Below are 21,414 nucleotides of genomic sequence, written 5' to 3'. Positions count from 1 at the left end.
CTAGGGCGCGCTCTTGAAGATCCGGGCCTCGAAGACGGCCGTCCATTGGTTGGCGGCCATTTCGAACCTCACCTTCACCTTGCCGCGGCCTTCTGTCAGCGCCTGGGGCAGGGGATAGGTTCTGACGTTCAGGGTCGAGGTGCGCCCGCCCGCGAGGGTCTCGCGCGCCACTTCCTGGCCCTCGACGAGGATCGTGAAGGCCTTGCCGCGCGCCGAGCCGTCGTAGATGACCTGTAGCGTCAGCGGTCCTGGCGCGGCGGCCATTTCAAACGCGATGAAGCCCTTGTTCAGCACCCGGCTGCGGACCGTCAGGTTGCCGCTGTCCTGAGTGCCGGGACTGGCCTTCAGATCGTGATCGACCTCGGGCTGCTGCTCGCCGAAGCGGATGATGTCGACCGTGCGGGCGCGGATGTCGGCGCGAGCCTTCGCCTCCGCGATCAGGCGCGGCTCGGCCTGGGCCCACTGGTCCGGGCTGAGGCGACGAAAATAGACGGCGGTGCGATTGCGGTGCTGCTCCAGATAGGGGCGGAACGCCAGGTCTCGCGGCCGTCCGCTTTCGCCCAAAGCGAACCGTTGCGGACCGTCGGCCGGGCTCAGCGTGGCCTCGCCGATCACGACAGGATCGAAGCCGTCCCACGACTGGTCGACCGGGCCGAGGTCGGCGGCCAGCACCAGCGGGCCGTTCAGATAGGCAACCAGGTTCGCATCGTCCGGCATGGCCTCGGTCCGCACCGACATGGGCAGGGTCAGGGCGACGCGATCGCCGGCGCGCAGCGTTAGCGCGATGTAGCCGTTCCTCGCCGTCGCCGGACGCACGCGGCCGTTGACCTTCAGCGACGGCTTGGCGCACCAGCCGGGAACCCGCAGCGAGACGGGCAGGGGCGAGCGAGCCTTGGCCAGGGTCAGGACGACCTCTTCGCCGTATGGAAACGCGGTGTCGATCTCGAGCGTCGCGCCCTTCTCGGCCCAGTTCAGCGTGGCGGGGTAGTAGAGATTGACCCGCACCCGCTCGCCGTCGCGCCAGAAGACGCTGTCGCCCAGCTTTGAGAAGTTCTCCATGCCGGTGCCGACGCAGCACCAGAACGAGTCCGTCGGCGTCGAATGGCCCCGTGCATAGCCCGAAGCCAGCGGCGAGAAATAGGTGAACATCCCTGTGTCGGGATCCTGCTGCGACAGGATGTGGTTCAGGTGGGCCCGTTCGTAGAAATCGAAGTATCGCGCCTCGCCGGACCAGGCGTGCAGATGCCGGGTCACTCTCAGCATGTTGTAGCTGTTGCAGCACTCGCAGGTCTGCTGGCCCAGTCGCGTGGACAGCTGGCGCGGCTTGCCCAGGTGCTCGAACTCGGAATTGCCGCCGATGACGTACGAGTGGTCGTGGACGATGGTTTCCCAGAAGAACAGCGCCGCCTTGGCGGCCTTTGCGTCGCCGCCGGTCTCGTAGAGGCGGGCCGCCCCGATCACCTTGGGGATCTGAGTGTTGGCGTGCTTGCCGGCCAGCTCGTCCCGACCCTCGGCCAGGGGCGTGACGATGTCCGTGTGCTGGACCCGTCGGGCCAGATCCAGCCAGCGCGGCTGACGGGTGCGGGCGTGAAGCTCGGCGAAACTCTCGACAATGCCGCCGTGTTCGGCGCGCAGTACGGTTTGGACCTGTTTGTCGTCCAGAGCCTCGAACATCCGGCCGAGATAGTCGGCCAGGCCGATAGCGACCTTCAGCGCCTTGGGATCGTCGCACAGGGCGTGGGCGTCCAGCGCTCCGTTCAGGACCTTGTGGTAGGTGTAGATCGGCACCCAGCCGCCGTTCAGGCCAAAGCCCGAGGTGTCGATCTTGCCGGCCCGGATCTCCTCGTAGACGACCTTGCCGTCGACGGTCTTGCCATCGCGGTCGACCGTTGTGCCGCCGGTATAGCCATCGCCATTCGCCGCCTGACAGACGGCCAGCTCCTCGACGATGTAGGCCGCCCGCCGCTTGAACTCGAGCTCGCCGGTCTGGGCCCACATCAGCGCGAGCGCCGACAGGTAGTGACCCAGGCTGTGACCGGCGATCCCGGCGCTTTCCCAGCCGCCATACATCGCGCCCTTGGGCGTCAGGCCCGCGCCGGCGCGGAAATTGTGCAGCAGGCGGTCGGGCTCCAGCGACAGCAGATACCGCTGGTTGGCCTGCTGCGCCGTCAGGAAGCGCGAAGGCTTCAGCCGCACCTGCGAGAGTGGGAAGCTCTCCAGGCGTGTCGCGTTTCCCGAGGCGGCGAGGGCGGGCGCGGCCAGGCCCGCCGCGCCGATCGCGGCGCCCGTCTTCAGGGCCGTACGGCGCGACGGTCCGGTCATGGCGTCCTCTCTACTCGACGTGCTGATCGGGGAGGGCGTTGGTCGGCTTGGAGCCCCACAGCGCGTAGAACAGCACATAGATCTCGCAGGCCGCCGTCAGCAAGAATGACAGCTGCAGGCCGAAGGTGTCGGCCAGCCAGCCCTGGACGATGACCAGCGCGCCGCCGGCGATCGCCATGATCAGCAGGCCCGAACCTTCTTCGGTCAGCGGACCCAGGCCCTTGATGCCCAGGGTGAAGATGGTCGGGAACATGATCGAGTGGAAGAAGCCCACGGCGATCAGCGCCCACATGGCGGTGGGGCCCTGGGCGAAGGTGGCGACCAGCATCACGGCGAAGGCGCCGATCGAGAAGGCTGCCAGCACGTGCTCGGCCGCGAAGCGGCGCATCAGGACGCTGCCCAGGAACCGGCCGACCATCATGCCGCCCCACAGGATGGCGAGGTAGCGCGAGGCCTCCTCGTGGGTGATCGCCGCGATGTTCGGTTGCGAGACGAAGTTGATGAACAGGTTGGCCACCCCGATCTCGGCGATCAGGTAGATGAAGATCGCCGGGACGCCCCAGACCAGGTTGCGGTGTGACCACAGGGACAGGCCCTTGCGGGATTCGCGCGAGGTGCGCTGCGTCGCCTGGCCGATGGCGGGCAAGCGTACGCGGCCCATGACCACGGCCAATAGGAGCAGGGCGATCGCCACGATGACATAGGGCAGGATCACCGACTGGGCGTCGGCCTGGCGTTCGGCGGCGGTCAGAACGGCGTCCGTCCCGGCCGTGCCGCTCTTGGATCGGCCCAGGATCAGGTAGCCGGCGAACAGGGGCGCCAGGGTGGTGCCCAAGGAGTTGAACGCCTGGACCAGGTTCAGGCGCGCCGAGCCGGTTTCAGGCGGTCCGATCACCGCGACGTAAGGATTGGCCGCCACCTGCAGCAGGGTGATGCCGCTGGCGATCACGAACAGCGCCGTGAGCACCAGGGCGTAGGAGGTCAGCATGGCCGCCGGGACCATCATGGCCGCCCCGACCGCCATGCCCAGCAGGCCGATGACGATGGCCTTCTGGTAGCCGATCCGCTCGATCAGCTTGGCGGACGGGATCGAGGCCACGAAATAGGCGATGAACCAGACGGATTCGATCAGGGTCGTGCGGGTGTAGTCCAGCACGAACACGCTGCGCAGGTGCGGCAGCAGCGTGTTGTTGATGACCGTGATGAAGCCCCACATGAAAAACAGGCTGGCCAGCAGGCTGAGCGCCGAGCCGTAGCGAGTTTGCGGGGCGTCCGTGGCCGCAGCCGGTGCGCTTTGGGGAAGGGCGGGCATCGTTTCCTCTTCGTCGGCGTGATCACGCGGGGTGGCCTGCACCACTCTTATTTTGTCGGAGTATATCCGCTCGGATCCCGCGTCAACGTAGGCCTATGCCTCGCCCGCCAGCAGCCGAGCCCGCGCTCGGGTCGGTCTCATTGATTTATCCCACAAATTGGGATCTCGATGGTCGCGTCTCCGATATTGTAGGACAAAAGAACGCCTGCTACTTAACCTCCTGAAAAATCCGGACGCCGAGCGAGCGTCCGCGAAATCCATAGGGAGATGGGCATGGCGAAGGCCAAGAGGTTCCTGGGCGCGGCGGTCGCGCTTCTTGCGATGGCGGCGGGCGCGCAGGCCGCTGAACTGACGGCGGCCGCCACGCTGAAGGCTGATCAGCCGGGCGCGCCGATCTCCCGCTACATCTACGGCCAGTTCTCCGAGCACCTGGGCGCGGGCATCTATGACGGCGTCTGGGTCGGAACGGACTCGAAGATCCCCAACGTGCGGGGCATCCGCACCGACGTCGTCACGGCCTTGAAGGACATCAAGACGCCCGTCATCCGCTGGCCCGGCGGCTGTTTCGCCGACGAGTACCGCTGGCGCGATGGCATCGGCCCGCGCGACAAGCGTCCGTCGCGCAAGAACAACTGGTGGGGCGGCTCGCCCGAGACCAACGCCTTCGGCACCCACGAATTCATGGACTTCGCCGAACAGGTCGGGGCCGATCCCTACGTCTCGATCAATATGGGCTCATCCGATCCGACCGAGATGCGTGAGTGGATCGAGTACATGACCTCGCCGGGTGACGACACCCTGGCGCAGGAGCGCCGCGCCAACGGTCGCGACAAGCCCTTCAAGGCGCCCTTCATCGGCATCGGCAACGAGAGCTGGGGCTGCGGCGGCGAGATGACGCCGGAGTATTATGCCAACGAATACCGCCGTTTCTCGGCGTTCTTCCACAAGAACAAGGACAATCCGGCCGTCCGCGTCGGCTCGGGCGCGAACTCGTTCGACGTGAACTGGACCGACGTCGTCACCAAGAACGCGGGCCGGTTCATGGACGCCATCTCGCTGCACTACTACACGCTGCCGACCGGCAACTGGGGCAAGAAGGGCGCGGCCACCGGCTTCGACAAGGCGGCCTGGGGCAAGACCATGGCCCAGACCCTGCGCATGGACGATCTGATCAGGCAGCACATCGCCGTCATGGACAAGAACGATCCCAAGAAGCGGATCGGTCTCTATGTCGATGAATGGGGCACCTGGTACGACGTCGAGCCCGGCACCAATCCGGGCCACCTCTATCAGCTCAACACCCTGCGCGACGGCGTGGCGGCGGCGGCCAACTTCAACATCTTCCACCGCTATACCGACCGGGTGAAGATGACGAACATCGCCCAGACCATCAACGTCCTGCAGGCGATGATCCTGACCAAGGGCGACCAGATCGTCCTGACGCCGACCTACTATGCCTACAAGATGTACCTGCCGTTCCAGGACTCGACGGCGATCCCGCTGGACGTGACGGCGCCCGAGATCGACGTGGCGGGGACCAAGATCCCGGCCTTCAACGCCTCGGCCGCCAAGGGCGCGGATGGCAAGCTCTATGTCGCCGTCGCCAACATGTCGCCGGACGATAGCGTGAAGCTGGACGTCGCCCTGGGCGCGCTGAAAGCCAAGACTGTGTCGGGCCAGGTCATGACGGCCGACAAGATGGACGCGATGAACGCCTTCGGCGTCAAACCGACCGTCGCGCCGGTCGCCTACAAGGGCGGCAAGATCTCCGGCGACAAGCTGACGCTCGACATCCCCGCCAAGTCGGTCGTGGTCGTCGCTATCGACTAGGAACTCTCGGGAGCGCCGTTCGCGGCGCTCCCGTTGATTTCATATTTGACGGTATAGTTCATATATGATGTGCATTCGGTAGGCGTTCCGTCAGAGTCGCCGCCGGAGGAAACATCCATGACCCAAGGTTCAAGCCCGCGCGCGGGTTGGGCGCCGCTGGTGCTGATCGTCGCGCTGTTCTTTCTCTGGGGCGTGGCCAACAACCTCAACGACGTCCTGATCCCGCATCTGAAGAAAGCCTTCTTCCTGACCGACCTGCAGTCGGGCCTGGTGCAGTCGGCGTTCTATCTAGGCTACTTCTTCCTGGCCCTGCCGGCGGGCCTGCTGATGCGGCGATACGGCTACAAGGCCGCGGTCATCGTGGGTCTGGTCCTGTTTGGGGGCGGGGCGCTGCTGTTCTGGCCGGCGGCCGAACTGCGCCGCTACGAGTTCTTCCTCTCCGCCCTGTTCGTGATCGCCTCGGGCCTGGCGTTCCTGGAAACGTCCGCCAATCCGTTGATCACCGTGCTGGGCGATCCGGCCAAGGCCGAGCAGCGCCTGAACCTGGCTCAGGCCTTCAACCCTCTGGGCGCGATCACCGCCGTCGTCGTTGGCCGTCAGTTCATTCTGTCCGGCGTCGAGCCGACCAAGGCCGAGTTCGCGGCCATGACGCCCGCCCAGCTTTCGGCGTTCCAGACGATCGAGGCCAAGTCGACCCAGCTGCCCTACCTGATCATCGCCGGCGTGGTCCTGTTGTGGGTCGTGCTCGTGGCGATCACGCGCTTCCCGCCGCAAGCCAGCCGCCCGACGGCGCAGGACCAGCAGGATGAGCACGTCGACAAGCCGATCCTGGGCCTGTTCGCGCGGCCCCGTTTCCTGTTCGGCGTCGCCGCCCAGTTCTTCTATGTCGGCGCTCAGGTCGGGGTGTGGAGCTACATGATCCGCTACGCCCAGGACCAGGTTCCGGGCATGGGCGAGAAGACCGCCGCGGCCTATCTGTCCTGGTCGCTGGTCGGCTTCATGGCCGGGCGCTTCGCGGGTACGGCCCTGATGAGCAAGGTCGATCCCTCGCGCCTGATGGCCGTCTTCGCGGCGGCCAATGTCGGCCTGACGCTGGTGGCGGTGGTGGTCGGCGGACATCTGGGACTGCTCGCCCTGGCCTCGACCAGCTTCTTCATGTCGATCATGTTCCCGACCATCTTCGCCAGCTCGCTGAAGGGCTTGGGCCCTCTTACCAAGACCGGCTCGTCGTTCCTGGTCATGAGCATCATCGGCGGGGCCATACTGACGGTCATGATGGGGGCGATTTCCGACGCCAGCGCGATCCGCTTCGCGATCCTCGTGCCGTGTTTCTGCTTCGCCGTCGTGGGTCTCTTCGCAATCACCGCCCGAGGCCGCGGCGTCACCGCCCACGACGCCGTCCTGGCCGGCGGCCATTGAGCATGACGCCAATGGCCACGATGGATGTGCTGGTCTGCGCCGCGCCCGGTGAGCTGAAGGTCGAGCGCCGACCCCAGCCTCAACCGGGTCCTGACGAGGTGCTGCTGCGCGTGCGCCGGGTCGGGATCTGCGGCACCGACATGCACATCTATCGTGGGACCCAGCCCTTTCTCAGCTATCCGCGGGTGATGGGGCACGAGCTGTCGGGCGAGGTGGTCTCCGCCCCGGCCGGCGGCGGCCTGGCCGAGGGCGACCAGGCCTATGTCATGCCGTATCTGTCGTGCGGCGCCTGTCCGGCTTGCGCCAAGGGCAAGCCGAACTGCTGCATGAACATCCAGGTGTTGGGCGTCCACGTCGACGGCGGGCTCTGCGAGTTCCTGGCCGTGCCGGCGGCCTTCGTCCGCAAGGTCGAGGGTGTCGGTCTCGACGAGGCCGCCATGGTCGAGTTCCTGGCCATCGGCGCCCATGCCGTCCGACGCGCCCGGATCGAGACCGGCCAATCGGTGCTGGTGGTGGGGGCGGGGCCGATCGGCATCGCCGCGACCTTGTTCGCCAAGCTGGCGGGCGCCGAGGTGACCGTGCTGGACGCTCGCATCGACCGCCTGGTGTTCTGTCGCCAGCATCTTGGCGCGGACCACGTGGTGGGTCTGAGCGACGAAACCCCGACCGCGCTCTCGAACCTCACCAAGGGCGCCTTCTTCGACGTCGTGTTCGACGCCACCGGCAGCGCGGCGGCCATGCAGCAGGGCTTCGCCTATGTTGGTCACGGTGGGACCTATGTGCTGATCTCGGTGGTCTCGGCCGACATCACCTTCTCGGACCCGGAGTTCCACAAGCGCGAGATGTCGCTGTTGGCCAGCCGCAACGCCACGCTCGAGGACTTCGACCACGTTCTGGCGGCGATGAGGGCGGGGCAGGTGCCGACGGCGGCTCTGAACACCCACAAGGCCGCGTTGAAGGACCTTTCCCAGGCGCTGCCGGGCTGGATGGAGCCATCGGCCGGTGTCATCAAGGCCATCGTTTCGTGCTGATCGACAGCCACTGTCACGTCTGGCGGATCGGCGAGAACGATCATGAATGGCCGACGCCCGACTTGGCGGCGATCCATCGTGATTTCGGCTTGAGAGACTTGGCGCAAGTCGCGGCGGAAGCTGAATTTTCTGGCGCTGTCCTCGTGCAGTCGCAGCCCAGCGAGCGCGACACCGCGTGGTTGCTGGCCCTGGCGGACCAGGATCCGCTCGCCCTGGGTGTCGTGGGGTGGACCGACATCGCCGCGGTCGACGCGCCGGCCCGCATCGCGCGGCTGGCCGGCGATCCGTGGTTGAAGGGTTTGCGCCCGATGCTGCAGGACCTGCCTGGCGACTGGATCCTCGATCCCAGGCTCGATCGCGCGGTCGAGGCGATGATCGCGGCGGACCTGTCTTTCGACGCCCTGATCAAGCCCAGGCATCTACCGCATCTCCTGACCTTCGTGCGCCGCTGGCCCGAGCTGCGCGTGGTCATCGACCATGGAGCCAAGCCGGAGATCGCGGCGGGCCGACTCGATCCATGGCGAGACCAGATCGCCGCGCTGGCCGAAGCGCCGGGGATCCATTGCAAGCTTTCCGGCCTGCTGACCGAGGCCGGTGACACGCCGACCGCCGAGGCCGTCGCACCCTATGCCGCGCACCTGATCCAGGTTTTCCCCAGCCGCTTGATGTGGGGCAGCGACTGGCCGGTGCTGAACCTGGCTGGCGACTATGCTGGATGGCGCGGCATGTGCGAGGCCTGGACTTCGAGCCAGGATCGCGCGGCGCTATTCGGCGAGACTGCGCGCCGATTCTATCGCTTATAGGGAAGCCATGTCCGACACCCGCGCCAAGAAGCGAGAATATCGCGCTCCCGCCCTCGAGAAGGGGCTGGACGTCCTGGAACTGTTGGCCGCCAACCGAAGCGGCCTGACCCTGGCCCAGATCTCCGCCGCTCTCGATCGGTCGTCCAGCGAGCTCTTCCGCATGGTTCAGGTCCTGGAGGCGCGAGGCTATGTCGGCCGGGCCGCCGACGAGGACGGTCTGGTCCTGACCAACAAGCTGTTCGCGCTGGGCATGACCCGCGCGCCGGCCAAGGATCTGCTCGAAGCCGCCTTGCCGATCATGCGCGCCGTCTGCCAGAGGATCGGCCAATCCTGTCACCTCGCCGTGGCCAGCGCCGACCAGATGGTCGTCGTCGCCCGGATCGAGGCGCCCGGCGACCAGGGTTTCTCGGTCCGGATCGGCTATCGCCGCAAGATCGTCGAAGCGACCTCGGGTCTGGTGCTGTTCGCCTTTCAATCCGAGAGCGTTCGCCGTCGCTGGGGCGAGGACTTGAACGTCGAGACCGACAGCGCCGTTTGGAAGGCCTTCGAGGCCAATGCCGCCCAGGCGCGCAAGGACGGTTATGTGCGCGCCGGCAGCTATGTGACCAAGGCCGTGATCGATCTTTCCGTGCCGATCTATGGCCCGGACGGGGTCGCCGCGGCTCTGACCTGTCCTTATGTTGACACGCCGACCGCGATCCCCATGCCGGACACCATCGCGAGCCTTCAGGCCGCCGCCGCCGAGATCACCGCGGAGATCCGCCCGACCGCCTAAATCCGGTCCAGGTCGAGGCCTTGGATTGACTTGGTGTGTTCGGAATGGGATTTTATCAGCAAGATTGATTTTATAAATGAACGGGTTGGAAGCGCGCATGGATGTCGCCGAGAAGCGGTCGGAAACCCTGATGCGCCTGCCGCGCCTGGGGTTCGGCGGCGCGTCTGTCGGTAACCTCTACGCGGCGATGTCGGACGCCGCCGCCCGCGAGGTGATCAACACCGCTCTGACCGCTGGGATAGGCTATTTCGACACCGCGCCGCACTACGGGTTCGGCCTCAGCGAGACCCGCCTGGGGCAGGCGCTGGAAGGTCGCGAGGCGATGATCTCCACCAAGGTCGGTCGCCGCCTGGAGCCGATCGAGAGCCGCGAACGCGAACGCCATGGCTTCGTCGACGCCGCGCCGTTCGAGCCGGTGTTCGACTATGGCTATGACGGCGTCATGCGGTCGTTCGAGGACAGCCTGCGTCGCCTGAAGCGTGACCGCATCGACGTTCTGCTGGCTCACGATCTGGGCCACGAGACCCACGGCGCGGCGCACGCGAGCCACCTGCGCGACTTCCTCGACGGCGGCCACCGCGCCATGCGCGAGTTGCGCGACGGCGGCGCGGTCGGGGCGATTGGCCTCGGCGTCAACGAGCAGGCGGTCTGCGAACAGATCCTGGATCACGCCGACGTCGACGTCTTCCTGCTGGCGGGACGCTACACCCTGCTGGAGCAGACCGCGCTCGACGGCTTCTTGCCGCGCTGCGTCGCGCGTGGCGTCGGGATCATCGTTGGCGGGCCCTTCAACTCCGGCGCCCTGGTCGAGACCGGCCGCACGCTGCACTACAACTACGAGCCGGCGCCCGCGGAGATCGTCGAGCGCGTGGGACGCCTGCGCCAGGTCTGCGCCGCTCACGGCGTTCCGCTGGCCGCCGCCGCCCTGCAATTCCCGCTAGCCCATCCGGCCGTGCTGAGCGTGATCCCCGGCATGGCCACGTCCGGCCAGGTGAAGGACGCGACGAACTGGATGGACCTGGAAATCCCTGACGCCCTCTGGACGGCGCTGTGCGCCGAAGGCCTGGTTCGCGCCAATGCGCCCGTTCCGGCGACGCGAGCCGCCGCATGAAGCCGATTCTGCTGCATGACGACGACAACGTCCTGGTGCTCGCCGAGGCGATCCGCGCCGGGCAGGCGATCGAGATCGACGGCGCGATCGTCGTGGCGCCGGGCGATGTCGCGGTTGGCCACAAGATCGCGCGCCGGGCATTGATCGCTGGCGAGCAGATCCTGAAATACGGCGCGCCGATCGGCTCGATGACCTCACCAGCCGAGGCCGGCGCCCACGTCCACATGCACAACATGAAGAGCGACTACATCGCCAGCCATACCCGCCAGGCGACGGGCGAGCCGACCGGCGAGGACCAGACGCGATGAGCATTCAGGGCTATCAACGCGCCGATGGGCGCAAGGGTATCCGCAACGTCGTTGCGGTCGCCTATCTGGTCGAGTGCGCCCATCACGTAGCCCGGGCCATCGTCACCAAGAGCGACGATCCCGACATTCACCTGATCGGCTTTCCGGGTTGTTATCCAAATGCTTACGCCCTGAAGGTCATGCAGGCGATCGGGACGCATCCCAACATCGGTGGCGTGCTTCTGGTCTCGCTGGGCTGCGAGAGCTTCAACCGTGAAGCCCTACGCGCGGCCGTCGCCGCCAGCGGCCGTCCGGTCGAGGTTCTGGTCATTCAGGAGAGCGGCGGCACCGCCGAGACCATCCGCAAGGGCGTCGAAGCGGTCGCGCGGTTGAAGGCGATCGCCGACCAGACCCCGCGCGTTCCGATGGACGTCTCTGAACTGGTCGTCGGCACCATCTGCGGCGGCTCGGACGGCACCAGCGGCATCACCGCCAATCCCGCCGTCGGGCGAGCCTTCGATCGCCTGGGCGCGGCCGGCGCGGCCTGTGTGTTCGAAGAGACGGGCGAACTCGTTGGCTGCGAGAAGATCATGGCCGACCGCGCGCTGACGCCGGAGCTGGGCGTCGAGCTCGAGGCCAGCGTCCGCAAGGCCGAGGCCTACTATACGGTGATGGGCTACGGCAGCTTCGCGCCGGGCAACGCCGAGGGCGGCCTGACGACCCAGGAAGAAAAGTCGATGGGAGCCTATTCCAAGTCAGGCTCGGCCCCGATCGTGGGCATCATCAAGCCCGGCGACTTGCCGCCCTCCGGCGGGCTCTACCTGCTGGACGTCGTCCCCGACGGCGAAGTGCGGTTCGGCTTTCCCAACATCTCCGACAACGCCGAAATCGTCGAGCTGATCGCCTGCGGGGCGCACCTGACTCTGTTCACGACCGGGCGCGGCTCGGTGGTCGGTTCCGCCGTCTCGCCGGTGATCAAGGTCTGCGCCAACCCCGAGACCTATCGGAAGCTGGCCGGCGACATGGACATCGACGCCGGCCGGATCATGGAAGGTCGCGGGACGCTGGACGAGGTCGGCGACGAGATCTTCGATCTGGTGCTGGCCGTGGCCGGCGGCCAGCGGACCGTGTCCGAGGCCCTGGGGCACCAGGAATTCATCCTCACCTACAAGGCCTTCGACCCCATCGGTCCGGCCTGCCTGCCGCTGCGGCGCGCGAGCTAAGGAAGCATCCGAATGGGAAGACTAGCTGGAAAGACCGCCCTGGTGACGGCGGCGGCGCAAGGCATCGGCCGGGCCAGCGCGGAATTGTTCGCCCGCGAAGGCGCGCGCGTGATCGCCACTGACCTCAACGAGACGCTGCTGGCTCAGGTGGTCGGCTGCGAAATGCGCCGCCTGGACGTGCTGGATCCGGAGGCGATCAACGCGCTCGCGGCCGAGCTGGGTCCGATCGACGTGCTGTTCAACTGCGCCGGCTACGTCCATTCCGGCACGATCCTGGACTGCGATGAACAGGCCTGGGCCTTCTCGAACGACATCAACGTCACCGCCCAGTATCGCACGATCCGCGCTTTCCTCCCGGGCATGCTGGAGGCGGGCAGGGGCTCGATCGTCAATATGGCCTCGGTGGCCAGCTCTATCAAAGGCGTGCCCAACCGGTTCGCCTATGGCGCCACCAAGGCGGCCGTGATCGGCCTGACCAAGGCGGTGGCGGCCGACTTCGTGGGGCAGGGCGTGCGCTGCAACGCCATCTGCCCGGGTACGGTCGACACGCCCTCGCTGAACCAGCGTCTGGCCGACACCGGCGACTACGAGGCCGCTCGCCAGGCCTTCACGGGACGCCAGCCGATGGGACGCCTGGGCAAGCCCGAGGAGCTGGCGCAGCTTGCGCTGTATCTGGCCAGTGACGAGTCGGCCTTCACCACGGGCCAGATCCACATCATCGACGGCGGCTGGATCAACTGATCACCGCAAGGTCCGGACAGAATCGATGACACTTCTGCGCCAGTGCTTCGCCCTCGACCTGAAGGACGATCCCGCCTTGATCGAGCGATACGAGGCCTGGCACAGCCCGGGCGAAGTTCCGCAAGCGGTGATCCGCTCGATCCGCGACGCCGACATCCGGGACATGGAGATCTGGCGGGTCCACGACCGGCTGTTCATGATCATGGAGACCGGGCCCAACTTCTCGCCCGAGGCCAAGGGCGCGGCCGACATGGCCTCGGAGGACGTCCAGGCGTGGGAGCGGCTGATGTGGGAGTTCCAACGCCCCCTGCCGGCGGCGGAACCCGGCGAGAAATGGCTGCCGATGGCGCGGATCTTCGCCCTGGCCGAGCAGTCCTAGCGGTAGCGGAAGCGTAGCCCCACTCGGAAATCGCGTCCGGTGCGATGCTGATAGTTGGGGATCTCGCTGCGATCGATGAACTGGCGGACGACGGCGTCGGTGAGATTGGCGAAGTCGGCCGTCAGGGTGATCTCGCGGGAGAGCTTGTAGCGGACCGAAGCGTCCACTGTCGTGATGGGGGCGAAGCCGTCGGAATCGCCGCCGGTCAGGGACGGGATGGCCGACAGGTATCGTCCCCGATGATTGAGGCTGACCCGGGTGTCCCAACGCGCGCCGCCATGGACGAGCGCCAGATTTCCCACGAAACGCGGGCCGCCGAGGGCGTCCTCGATCGGTTCGAGCGCGCCGCCGGGCATTCGATAGAGCACCTTTGACCGCGTATAGGCCAGCGAGCCTTGCAGTCGCCAAGGCGCGAGGCGCGAACCCGGCGCGCCCAATGGCGTTGCGGCCGACACCTCAAGACCGTCGAGTCTTCCCTTGCCGGTGTTGGCTGGCCGGATGAACTGCCAGATCGGCAAGGCTGGATCGCAGCCCACCGCGCCGCCGCAGGACAGCACCGCGACGCTGTCCGGCAGGCCATAGGGGTTGGTCGAGAACGGGGCAGGCTGGGTGATGGTCTGCTGGACGATCGAGGCGATCGACTTGTGATAGGCAGCGACCGAAACGGCCCCGCCATTCGGCGCGAACCATTCCACGGCGAGGTCGAGATTGGAGGCGTGGGTAGGGCGCAGGTCTGGATCACCGGCCGAAACGGCCTTCAGGCTGGTGGTGGAGATCGTAAAGCCTGGCCGCAGGCTGCGAAGATCGGGCAGATCGGGCCGGGCCATGACCTTGGCCGCGCCGAACCGAACAGTGAGGTCGGGCGTCGCCTCCCAGACCAGATTGGCCGAGGGCAGCAGGTCCTGGTAGCTGCGTCGGGCGCGCACGGACTTCAGCGTGCCGTCCGCCTGCACCTGCGGGCTGGTCGAGTTCTGCCCGGTGCGCGCCCAACGCAGGCCGATATCGCCCCACAATCGTCGACTGGGCGTACGCGGCCGTGACAGCAGCAGATAGGCCGCGTCGTCGAGCTCGCCGATCGTGTAGTTCGTGGCGGCGACGGGGTTCGGGCCCAGTCGGAAAGCGTCGCAACCGGTTTGGGCGCAAGCGCGGCGCAATAATGTCAGGCCCCGCGCGATGTCGGGCGCCAGCCATTGGCCGGGCGGGGCGACCGCGCCGAACGATGCGCCGGCGCCGACCGATCGCACGTAGTCCGCGACCGAAACGGCAGCCAGCGCTGCAGGGATGTCACCGTTCAGATTGGCGATCGTCCCGTCGGAGCGGGTCAGGGTGATGGCAGTGGTGCGATAGTCCTTGTGCAGGACGCCAATTCGCCAATCGAGGCCTGGACCCTCGCCGTGCAGGTCGAAGCCGGCGGTCTTGAAGCTGTTGTCGACCCAGTTCGGATCGTCACGGAACTCCGACAGGGACCAGGCGGAGGCCTGGTCCAGCACCGCGTCGCCATAACTGACGAAAGGATGGGCCCGGTTGCGGAAGTCATAGGCGAAACCCTCCACGCCGTACTGGTCGAGGTGCAGCGTGTTCTGGATCGGATTGCTGAAGTCCGAGCGCGAGAAGCCCGCCAGCACGGTGGCCTCGACCTTGTCGGAAAGCCGGTGCGTGGCCGAGAGGGTGACCTGCCGAAAAATGGTGTCGAGCTCGTCGTAGCGGGCTTCGGACTTCACATCGACGCCGTCGAAGGTTCCAGCGATGAGCACCGGCACGCCGGGACGAGACGAGGTGATGACCGGATTGATCGCGGTGACGCCGTTCAACCCACAAGCCGGCGGCGCGCCAGGTCCACAGGCGCCGGCGGTGCGGAAGGTGAAGCTTTCGAGCAGGAACTCGTTCCGCTTGGACTCCAGGGTTGCGTAGAGCAGGTCCAGCGAGACGCGGGTCCGATCCGATGGGCGCCAGTCCACCGACGCCGTCAGGCCCAGGCGGGACTGATTGGCGGTCATCAGTTCGAGGCGCGGAATGCGGGCGTGGAGCGCCGTGTTGACATCGGAAAGGCTCGCGCCGCCGGTGACAGCGCCGAAGCCGGGGAAAAGCGCTTCGCCCGATTGCCAACCGCCGGCCGTGCTGCCCGCGTCGACGGCGTAGCGGCGCGAATAGGCGGCTGACAGCAAGACGCCCAGCTTGTCATCGGCCAGACGACGAGACAGCACCACCGATCCACGCGGCGCCAAACGCTGGGCGCGGCTGTTGTAGGTCTGCTCGGCATAGAGCAGCAGGCTGCGGTCGCGCAGGTCGAACGGCGAGCGGGTGCGAATGTCTACTGTCGAGCCCAGCGAGCCTTCATCGACGTCGGCGGAGGCGGTCTTCTGCAGACGGATCTGTCTGAAGAGATCGGCGGCGAACACGTTGTAGTCGAAAGATCGACCCCGGTTGGTGCCACCGCCGGCATTGGCGCCGCCGAACGTCGCCAGGGTCTCCATGCCGTTGATGCGAACCCGGGTGAAGCGTCCTGAGACGCCGCGGATGGCGATCTGACGCGTCTCGCCGCCGTCGGTCACGGCGCCGGCGCCGGGCATGTCCTTCAGGGCGTCACCCAGGCTGAGCGCGCCGGATCGCGCTATCTCCTCGTCGGTCAGGATGTCGATGGGCGAGGGGGTTCGACGCCTCAGACCGGCGGGCTGGTTGACGCCGGCGGGTGCGATGACGCGCACTGTCGCGACCTCGGCTGGCCTGTCTTCCCGCGGAGATGGCGGTGGCGCGATCGGTGGTGGTGGTCGGGAGGCCCTTCGAGGCTTCGTCGTCGCGTTCACGATGGTGACGACACCGTCCGGGCCGATCACGTAGTCGAGTGGCGCGCTCGCCAAGAGGAGCTCGAGCGCGGCGCGCAGGCTCATGGACCCCCTCAAGGGCGGCGCGGTCCACTTGGCGACGGGCAGGGCAGGGGCGAGAACCACCACGCCAGTGCGTTCGGAAAGCGCCAACAGCGCCTGCGCGAGCGGCAAGCTGGGTTGGTCGAACGCGAAGTCGGCAGGGCGCTGAGCGGCTAGGGCTGGCGCCCCGACAAGGAGCGCCGCCAGAGCCGCCGCCAGGGCAAGCGGCGGGCGGTCCATCATAGCGCTAGACGAAACGGCAAGGCGCCAAGGTCGCGCCATTCGCGCACCCAGGCGGCCGGGCCAGCCGGGTGGTCACGCCAAACCTCTTCCTCGACGATTCGAAGCTTCGGCCGCTCCGCCTTGGGCACCGGCGCTCCCTTATTATTCTTGGCGTCCCCGTTGGAGGCGACGATGCGGGGGAATGCAGGCTCGATCAACAACAGGCTGAGATTTTCGCGAGATTGGAAGCTTTTTTGTACGGATCGAGACGTGGAAAACGTTGTTTTGAATCGGGTCCTGATAAGCAAAGAAAATCCAACGATTTTCGTGAGTTACCGGTAACTTTCTGCTTTTTCCCGCCTCGTGGGCATGCTTATCTTAAATGACACCGGTGACAAAACAATCGGTGAAGAACGGCCGCGAAGGCCGCATTTGAGGAGCTGGGAGGGAACCGATGAGCGCGCACATGGCGGCCGCGATCCTAGACGCCATCGACCGCAAGCAGCCGTTGGCCAACGGCTCGATCGATGGCCGTTCGACCACCGGGCCGACGCCTCGGTTACCCAGAACTTCAATTCGAAGCTGTCGCCGAGCGCGGGGATGCTGAACCCGACCCAGCGGCTGGGCGACCCGTTCGCCAACGATCCCATCATCATCGCCTGCAGCAATCCGGGCCGACACATCGTCGGCTTCCGCGCCAGCTTCTAGGCCGAGAGACCACCTCCTCCCGAGGTGCCAACTAGGGCGGCGCCGGTCCTTTCCCCAGCGCCGCCCGCTCTTCTTCAAAGCGGAGTTCTCGCATGCGTCTGAAAGCCCTGACCCTGGCCGCCGCCCTGGCGCTTATGCCGTTGACCGCTCAGGCTCAGACCGCGGCCGAGCCCGCGCCGCCGAAATTCAGGGCGATCAAGATCGTGCTGGTCGGCGACTCCACGACCGCGGTGCTGGGCGGCTGGGGCCCCAGCTTCTGCGGCTGGCACATCACGTCCTTCGCCGCCTGCATCAACCTGGCGCGCGGCGGCCGCTCCAGCGGCAACTATCGCGCCGAGGGCTCCTGGGCCCTGGCCATGGACGAGATCAAGTCCGGAGGGTTCACCGACACCTACGTCCTGATCCAGTTCGGCCACAACGACCAGCCGGGCAAGCCGGGCCGCTCGACCGATCTGGTCACTGAGTTTCCCGTCAATATGAAGCGTTACGTCGAAGAGGTGAGGGCGGCCGGCGGCAAGCCGATTCTGGTGACGCCGCTGACCCGTCGTTCATTCAAGGACGGCAAGTTGCTCGACGACCTTGGCCCCTGGGCCGAGGCGGTCCGCAAGGTCGCTTCGGAGACCAAGACGCCTCTCGTCGACCTTCACGCCCGTAGTCAGGCCGCCGTCCAGGCCATGGGGCCTGTCGAGGCCATGAAGTTCGCTCAGCGTCCGCCCTCGGCGGAGGTGGTCGAGGCCGCCACCAAGACCGGCACGACGATCGCCGCCAGCACCGGCGTCCCCGTGGCGCCTGGCGCGCTCGCAACGCCCGTGGCTCAGAACAACGCCGCCGTCGAACCGATGGGTCAGGCCAGGCTTTCGTTCGACTACACCCACCTGGGCGTGACCGGCGCCGACTACTTCTCGACGATCGTCACCGACGAGCTGTCGAAGGTGGTTCCGCCCCTGCGCCGCTACCTGATCCCTTGATCCTTTTTCACCTTGCCGTCCAAATGCAAAACTAGTTTTAGATATAAAAATATGAAGCGCCGGCGCTAAGCCCGGCCGTGGACCTGGGTGAGGAGACGACAATGGACGCCAACCGCAGAACAGCCCTGACCGCCATGGGCGGCGCCTCGCTCCTGGCGACCTTCGGCTCGGCGCGAGCGGCCACGCCCAAGACCTCGCCGCAGCGTCTTTGGTACCGCCAGCCGGCCAAGGAATGGGTCGAGGCCCTGCCGGTAGGGTCGGGCAAGTTGGGCGCGATGGTGTTCGGCGGGGTGAACGCCGAGCGACTGCAACTGAACGAGGACACGCTCTGGGCCGGCGGCCCCTACGAGCCGATCAATCCAGAAGCCAACGGCGCTCTGCCAGAGATCCGCCGCCTGATCGACGCGGGCGAGTACGCCAAGGCTACTGAACTGGCCGACGCCAAGTTCATGGCCCTGCCCAAGCGCCAGATGTCCTATCAGACGATCGGCGACCTGAAGCTCGACTTCCCGGGCCTGGGGGACGCGAGCGCTGACTATGTCCGCGACCTCGACCTGGACGGCGCGATCGCCACCACCGGCTTCACGGCCGGCGGTGTCCGCTATCTGCGCGAGGTGATCGGCAGCGCGCCGGACGGCGTGATCGCCGTGCGCCTGTCCGCCAGCCGCAAGGGCGCGATCAGCGTCGATCTCGGGTTCGCCAGCCCGATGAAGTCCAAGCCGGTCGCGTCGGTCGAGGGCCAGGCCCTGGTCCTCACCGGCGTCAACGAAAGCCAGCAGGGCATCCCCGCTCAGCTGAAGTTCGAGTGCCGCGTCGAGGTCCGCGCCAAGGGCGGCAAGGTCGCGGGCCAGGGCGGCAAGCTCTCGGTGACGGGCGCCGACGAGGTGCTGCTGCTGATCGCGGCGGCTACCAGCTATCGCCGCTATGACGACGTATCGGGCGATCCTGTCGCGCTGAACAAGGCGACGCTGGCCCAGGTTTCCGGCAAGCCGTGGACCAAGCTGCTGGCCGACCACCAGGCCGATCACCGGGCCCTGTTCCGCCGGGTGAGCGTCGATTTCGGCCGCACGCGCGCCGATCTGTCGCCCACCGATGAACGGATCAAGCAGTCGCCGACGACCGACGATCCGTCGCTGGCGGCGCTCTACTATCAATACGGCCGCTACTTGCTGATCGCCTGCTCGCGTCCGGGCAGCCAGCCGGCCAACCTGCAAGGCATCTGGAACGACAAGACCTCCGCGCCCTGGGGCGGCAAGTACACGATCAACATCAACACCGAGATGAACTACTGGCCGGCCGAGCCGACCAATCTCCCGGAGCTGGTCGAGCCGCTGATCGCTCTCGTTCAAGACATCGCCCAGACCGGGACCCGGATGGCCAAGGCCATGTACGGCGCGCGCGGCTGGGTCACGCACCACAACACCGACCTCTGGCGCGCCACGGGTCCGATCGACGGCGCCAAGTACGGCGTCTGGCCGACGGGCGGCGCCTGGCTCTGCAAGCACGTCTGGGACCACTACGATTACAATCGCGACAAGGCCTATCTGGCGCGGGTCTATCCGCTGATGAAGGGCTCGGCGCGGTTCTTCCTCGACACCCTGGTGGTCGATCCGAAGTTCGGTGTGCTGGTCACCAGCCCGTCGATTTCGCCGGAGAACAGCCATGGCCACGGCTCGTCCATCGTCGCCGGTCCGACCATGGACCAGGCGATCATCCGCGACCTCTTCACCAATTGCCTGAAGGCCGAAGCCATCCTCGGGGCCGATACGGCCTTCGTCGCCGAGCTCAAGGCCGCCCGCGACAAGCTGGCGCCCTACAAGATCGGCAAGGATGGCCAGCTGCAGGAGTGGCAAGAGGACTGGGACGCCGACGCCAACGACATCCACCACCGCCACGTCTCGCACCTCTACGGCCTGTTTCCGTCGGACCAGATCAGCGTCGACACGACGCCGAAGCTGGCGGCGGCGGCCAAGACCTCGCTGGTGACGCGGGGCGATCTCTCGACCGGCTGGGCCATCGCCTGGCGCCTGAACCTGTGGTCGCGGCTAGGCGATGGCGACCATGCTCACCAGATCCTGAAGCTGCTGCTGGGTCCCGAGCGGACCTATCCGAACATGTTCGACGCCCACCCGCCGTTCCAGATCGACGGCAATTTCGGCGGGACCTCCGGCATGACCGAAATGATCCTGCAGAGCCGCAACGATCGCATCTATCTACTGCCGGCCCTGCCTTCGGTCTGGCCGACGGGTCACATCACGGGCCTCAAGGCGCGGGGCGCGGTCGGCGTCGACGTCCGCTGGACGGGCGGCAAGCTGGCCGAGGCCGTGCTGTCGGCCAAGGCCGACGGTCGCCATACGGTGGTCCACGCCGGCTCGACCTTGGAACTCGACCTCAAGAAAGGCCAGAGCGCGCGTCTCGTGACGCGTGGCGGCCAATTGGTGCGCGCATGATGATCGGAAAACGCCTCTTCCTCGGCCTGCTGCTGTCGACGGCCCTGACCAATGTGGCGGTGGCCGCGACGCTCAAGGTTGGCCCCAAGGCGGCTTACAAGACCCTGACCTCGGCCGTCGAAGCCCTGCCGGCCGATGGCGGCACGATCGAGCTTCAACCCGGCGAGTACCGGGAGAAGGTCACGATCGCCAAGCCCAACGTGCGCCTGATCGGCAAGGGTAAGACGCCCCGGGACGTGGTCATCGTCTGGAGCGACGGCGCCAACATGGCCGGCGGCACCTTCAAGTCGTTCTCGATGAACGTCTCGGGCGACGGCTTCCGGGCCAAGAACCTGACCATTCAGAACGACTACCACCTGAAGGACCCGCGTCCTTCCCAGGCCGTGGCCCTCGCCATCACCGCCGACCGGGCCGTGCTGGAGAAGGTTCGGCTGCTTGGCGCCCAGGACACGCTCTACGCCGCCAGCAAGAAGGACAAGCCCAGCCGGCAGTACTTCAAGGACTGCTACGTCGAGGGCCACGTCGACTTCATCTTCGGCGACGCCAAGGCGTTCTTCGACCGCTGTCACATCCATGGCATCGCCCACCAGAGCGTGATGATCACGGCCCAGAGCAAGGTCCGGCCAGACCAGGACAGCGCCTATGTCTTCGACCGCACCCTGATCACCGCCGACAAGGACGCCACGGGCATCTTCTTCGGCCGCGCCTGGCGACCGCTGGCCACGGTGATCTTTATGCGCTCGCGCATCGAGGCGCCGCTGGACCCCGCCGGCTGGCGCGAATGGACGCCGGGCAAGACCGAGACGCTAAACACCGCCTATTTCGCCGAGTACGCCTCGACCGGTCCGGGGGCGAGCCCCAAGACCCGCGAACCGCGCACCCACCAGCTTACCGATGAACAGGCCAAGACCTGGGACCGCCGGAAATTCCTGGCGGGCTCGGACGGCTGGAAACCCTAGGACCGAGTTA

Annotated in this window: 16 protein-coding genes; 13 read left to right on the top strand and 3 right to left on the bottom strand. The window is 66.7% G+C overall.

Annotated features, from left to right (window positions below; genetic code table 11):
• Both AC1RRV_RS09365 and AC1RRV_RS09360 read right to left on the bottom strand, forming a co-directional pair.
• Positions 1-2,322 (bottom strand): beta-L-arabinofuranosidase domain-containing protein, encoded by a 2,322-nt coding sequence (locus AC1RRV_RS09365; protein ID WP_492859349.1) that lies wholly within the window; start codon positions 2,320-2,322, stop codon positions 1-3.
• Between the two features lie 10 nt (positions 2,323-2,332).
• Positions 2,333-3,634 carry a sugar MFS transporter gene (locus tag AC1RRV_RS09360; protein ID WP_492859348.1) on the bottom strand — a complete coding sequence of 434 codons (1,302 nt, stop codon included), beginning with the start codon at positions 3,632-3,634 and terminating at the stop codon, positions 2,333-2,335.
• Positions 3,635-3,907: 273 nt separating this feature from the next.
• Here AC1RRV_RS09360 and AC1RRV_RS09355 point away from each other — a divergent pair, with 273 nt between their 5' ends.
• The 10 genes from AC1RRV_RS09355 to AC1RRV_RS09310 all read left to right on the top strand — a co-directional run bounded on the left by AC1RRV_RS09355 (position 3,908) and on the right by AC1RRV_RS09310 (position 13,233).
• On the top strand, positions 3,908-5,464 hold the full coding sequence (locus tag AC1RRV_RS09355) for an alpha-N-arabinofuranosidase (RefSeq protein WP_492859347.1): 1,557 nt from the start codon (positions 3,908-3,910) through the stop codon (positions 5,462-5,464).
• Between the two features lie 117 nt (positions 5,465-5,581).
• Positions 5,582-6,883, top strand: coding sequence for an L-fucose:H+ symporter permease (gene fucP / locus AC1RRV_RS09350; protein ID WP_492859346.1), 1,302 nt, complete (start codon positions 5,582-5,584; stop codon positions 6,881-6,883).
• An 11-nt stretch (positions 6,884-6,894) separates the two neighbouring features.
• On the top strand, positions 6,895-7,914 hold the full coding sequence (locus AC1RRV_RS09345; protein ID WP_492859345.1) for a zinc-binding alcohol dehydrogenase family protein: 1,020 nt from the start codon (positions 6,895-6,897) through the stop codon (positions 7,912-7,914).
• Positions 7,908-8,717 (top strand): amidohydrolase family protein, encoded by an 810-nt coding sequence (locus AC1RRV_RS09340; RefSeq protein ID WP_492859344.1) that lies wholly within the window; start codon positions 7,908-7,910, stop codon positions 8,715-8,717. The genes AC1RRV_RS09345 and AC1RRV_RS09340 overlap by 7 nt, the downstream gene beginning before the upstream one ends.
• Positions 8,718-8,724: 7 nt before the next feature.
• On the top strand, positions 8,725-9,492 hold the full coding sequence (locus AC1RRV_RS09335; protein WP_492859343.1) for an IclR family transcriptional regulator: 768 nt from the start codon (positions 8,725-8,727) through the stop codon (positions 9,490-9,492).
• 76 nt (positions 9,493-9,568) lie between these two features.
• Entirely contained in the window at positions 9,569-10,603 is a 1,035-nt protein-coding gene (locus AC1RRV_RS09330) for an aldo/keto reductase (RefSeq protein ID WP_492859342.1), read from the top strand.
• On the top strand, positions 10,600-10,911 hold the full coding sequence (locus AC1RRV_RS09325) for a UxaA family hydrolase (protein ID WP_492859341.1): 312 nt from the start codon (positions 10,600-10,602) through the stop codon (positions 10,909-10,911). The genes AC1RRV_RS09330 and AC1RRV_RS09325 overlap by 4 nt, the downstream gene beginning before the upstream one ends.
• On the top strand, positions 10,908-12,113 hold the full coding sequence (locus AC1RRV_RS09320; RefSeq protein ID WP_492859340.1) for a UxaA family hydrolase: 1,206 nt from the start codon (positions 10,908-10,910) through the stop codon (positions 12,111-12,113). The genes AC1RRV_RS09325 and AC1RRV_RS09320 overlap by 4 nt, the downstream gene beginning before the upstream one ends.
• A 12-nt stretch (positions 12,114-12,125) precedes the next feature.
• Positions 12,126-12,854 (top strand): SDR family oxidoreductase, encoded by a 729-nt coding sequence (locus tag AC1RRV_RS09315; protein WP_492859339.1) that lies wholly within the window; start codon positions 12,126-12,128, stop codon positions 12,852-12,854.
• Between the two features lie 25 nt (positions 12,855-12,879).
• Positions 12,880-13,233, top strand: coding sequence for an L-rhamnose mutarotase (locus tag AC1RRV_RS09310; protein ID WP_492859338.1), 354 nt, complete (start codon positions 12,880-12,882; stop codon positions 13,231-13,233).
• On the opposite strand, the gene AC1RRV_RS09305 is transcribed toward AC1RRV_RS09310, so the two are convergent.
• Complete coding sequence (locus AC1RRV_RS09305; RefSeq protein WP_492859337.1) at positions 13,230-15,938, bottom strand: TonB-dependent receptor; 2,709 nt, start codon at positions 15,936-15,938, stop codon at positions 13,230-13,232. The genes AC1RRV_RS09310 and AC1RRV_RS09305 overlap by 4 nt on opposite strands.
• Before the next feature lie 1,181 nt (positions 15,939-17,119).
• On the opposite strand from AC1RRV_RS09305, the gene AC1RRV_RS09300 reads away from it, so the two are divergent.
• From AC1RRV_RS09300 to AC1RRV_RS09290, 3 genes are all read left to right on the top strand, one after another.
• Positions 17,120-17,995, top strand: a complete 876-nt coding sequence (locus AC1RRV_RS09300) for a rhamnogalacturonan acetylesterase (protein ID WP_492859336.1) — start codon at positions 17,120-17,122, stop codon at positions 17,993-17,995.
• A 101-nt stretch (positions 17,996-18,096) separates the two neighbouring features.
• A complete protein-coding gene (locus AC1RRV_RS09295; protein ID WP_492859335.1) occupies positions 18,097-20,445 on the top strand; it encodes a glycoside hydrolase family 95 protein in 2,349 nt (782 codons plus the stop codon).
• The gene (locus AC1RRV_RS09290) at positions 20,442-21,404 is read left to right on the top strand and encodes a pectinesterase family protein (RefSeq protein ID WP_492859334.1); all 963 of its coding nucleotides are present in this window, start codon (positions 20,442-20,444) and stop codon (positions 21,402-21,404) included. The genes AC1RRV_RS09295 and AC1RRV_RS09290 overlap by 4 nt, the downstream gene beginning before the upstream one ends.
• Positions 21,405-21,414: the final 10 nt, after the last annotated feature.

The sequence above is a fragment of the Caulobacter sp. GW821-FHT11E10 genome, assembly GCF_058808375.1.
This window is presented reverse-complemented; position numbering and strand designations above follow the sequence as displayed.

Coding starts and splice junctions, on each gene's coding strand:
- AC1RRV_RS09365 (WP_492859349.1), bottom strand. CDS start 2,322: ATGACCGGACCGTCGCGCCGTACGGCCCTGAAGACGGGCGCCGCGATC.
- AC1RRV_RS09360 (WP_492859348.1), bottom strand. CDS start 3,634: ATGCCCGCCCTTCCCCAAAGCGCACCGGCTGCGGCCACGGACGCCCCG.
- AC1RRV_RS09355 (WP_492859347.1), top strand. CDS start 3,908: ATGGCGAAGGCCAAGAGGTTCCTGGGCGCGGCGGTCGCGCTTCTTGCG.
- fucP (WP_492859346.1), top strand. CDS start 5,582: ATGACCCAAGGTTCAAGCCCGCGCGCGGGTTGGGCGCCGCTGGTGCTG.
- AC1RRV_RS09345 (WP_492859345.1), top strand. CDS start 6,895: ATGGCCACGATGGATGTGCTGGTCTGCGCCGCGCCCGGTGAGCTGAAG.
- AC1RRV_RS09335 (WP_492859343.1), top strand. CDS start 8,725: ATGTCCGACACCCGCGCCAAGAAGCGAGAATATCGCGCTCCCGCCCTC.
- AC1RRV_RS09330 (WP_492859342.1), top strand. CDS start 9,569: ATGAACGGGTTGGAAGCGCGCATGGATGTCGCCGAGAAGCGGTCGGAA.
- AC1RRV_RS09325 (WP_492859341.1), top strand. CDS start 10,600: ATGAAGCCGATTCTGCTGCATGACGACGACAACGTCCTGGTGCTCGCC.
- AC1RRV_RS09320 (WP_492859340.1), top strand. CDS start 10,908: ATGAGCATTCAGGGCTATCAACGCGCCGATGGGCGCAAGGGTATCCGC.
- AC1RRV_RS09315 (WP_492859339.1), top strand. CDS start 12,126: ATGGGAAGACTAGCTGGAAAGACCGCCCTGGTGACGGCGGCGGCGCAA.
- AC1RRV_RS09310 (WP_492859338.1), top strand. CDS start 12,880: ATGACACTTCTGCGCCAGTGCTTCGCCCTCGACCTGAAGGACGATCCC.
- AC1RRV_RS09300 (WP_492859336.1), top strand. CDS start 17,120: ATGCGTCTGAAAGCCCTGACCCTGGCCGCCGCCCTGGCGCTTATGCCG.
- AC1RRV_RS09295 (WP_492859335.1), top strand. CDS start 18,097: ATGGACGCCAACCGCAGAACAGCCCTGACCGCCATGGGCGGCGCCTCG.
- AC1RRV_RS09290 (WP_492859334.1), top strand. CDS start 20,442: ATGATGATCGGAAAACGCCTCTTCCTCGGCCTGCTGCTGTCGACGGCC.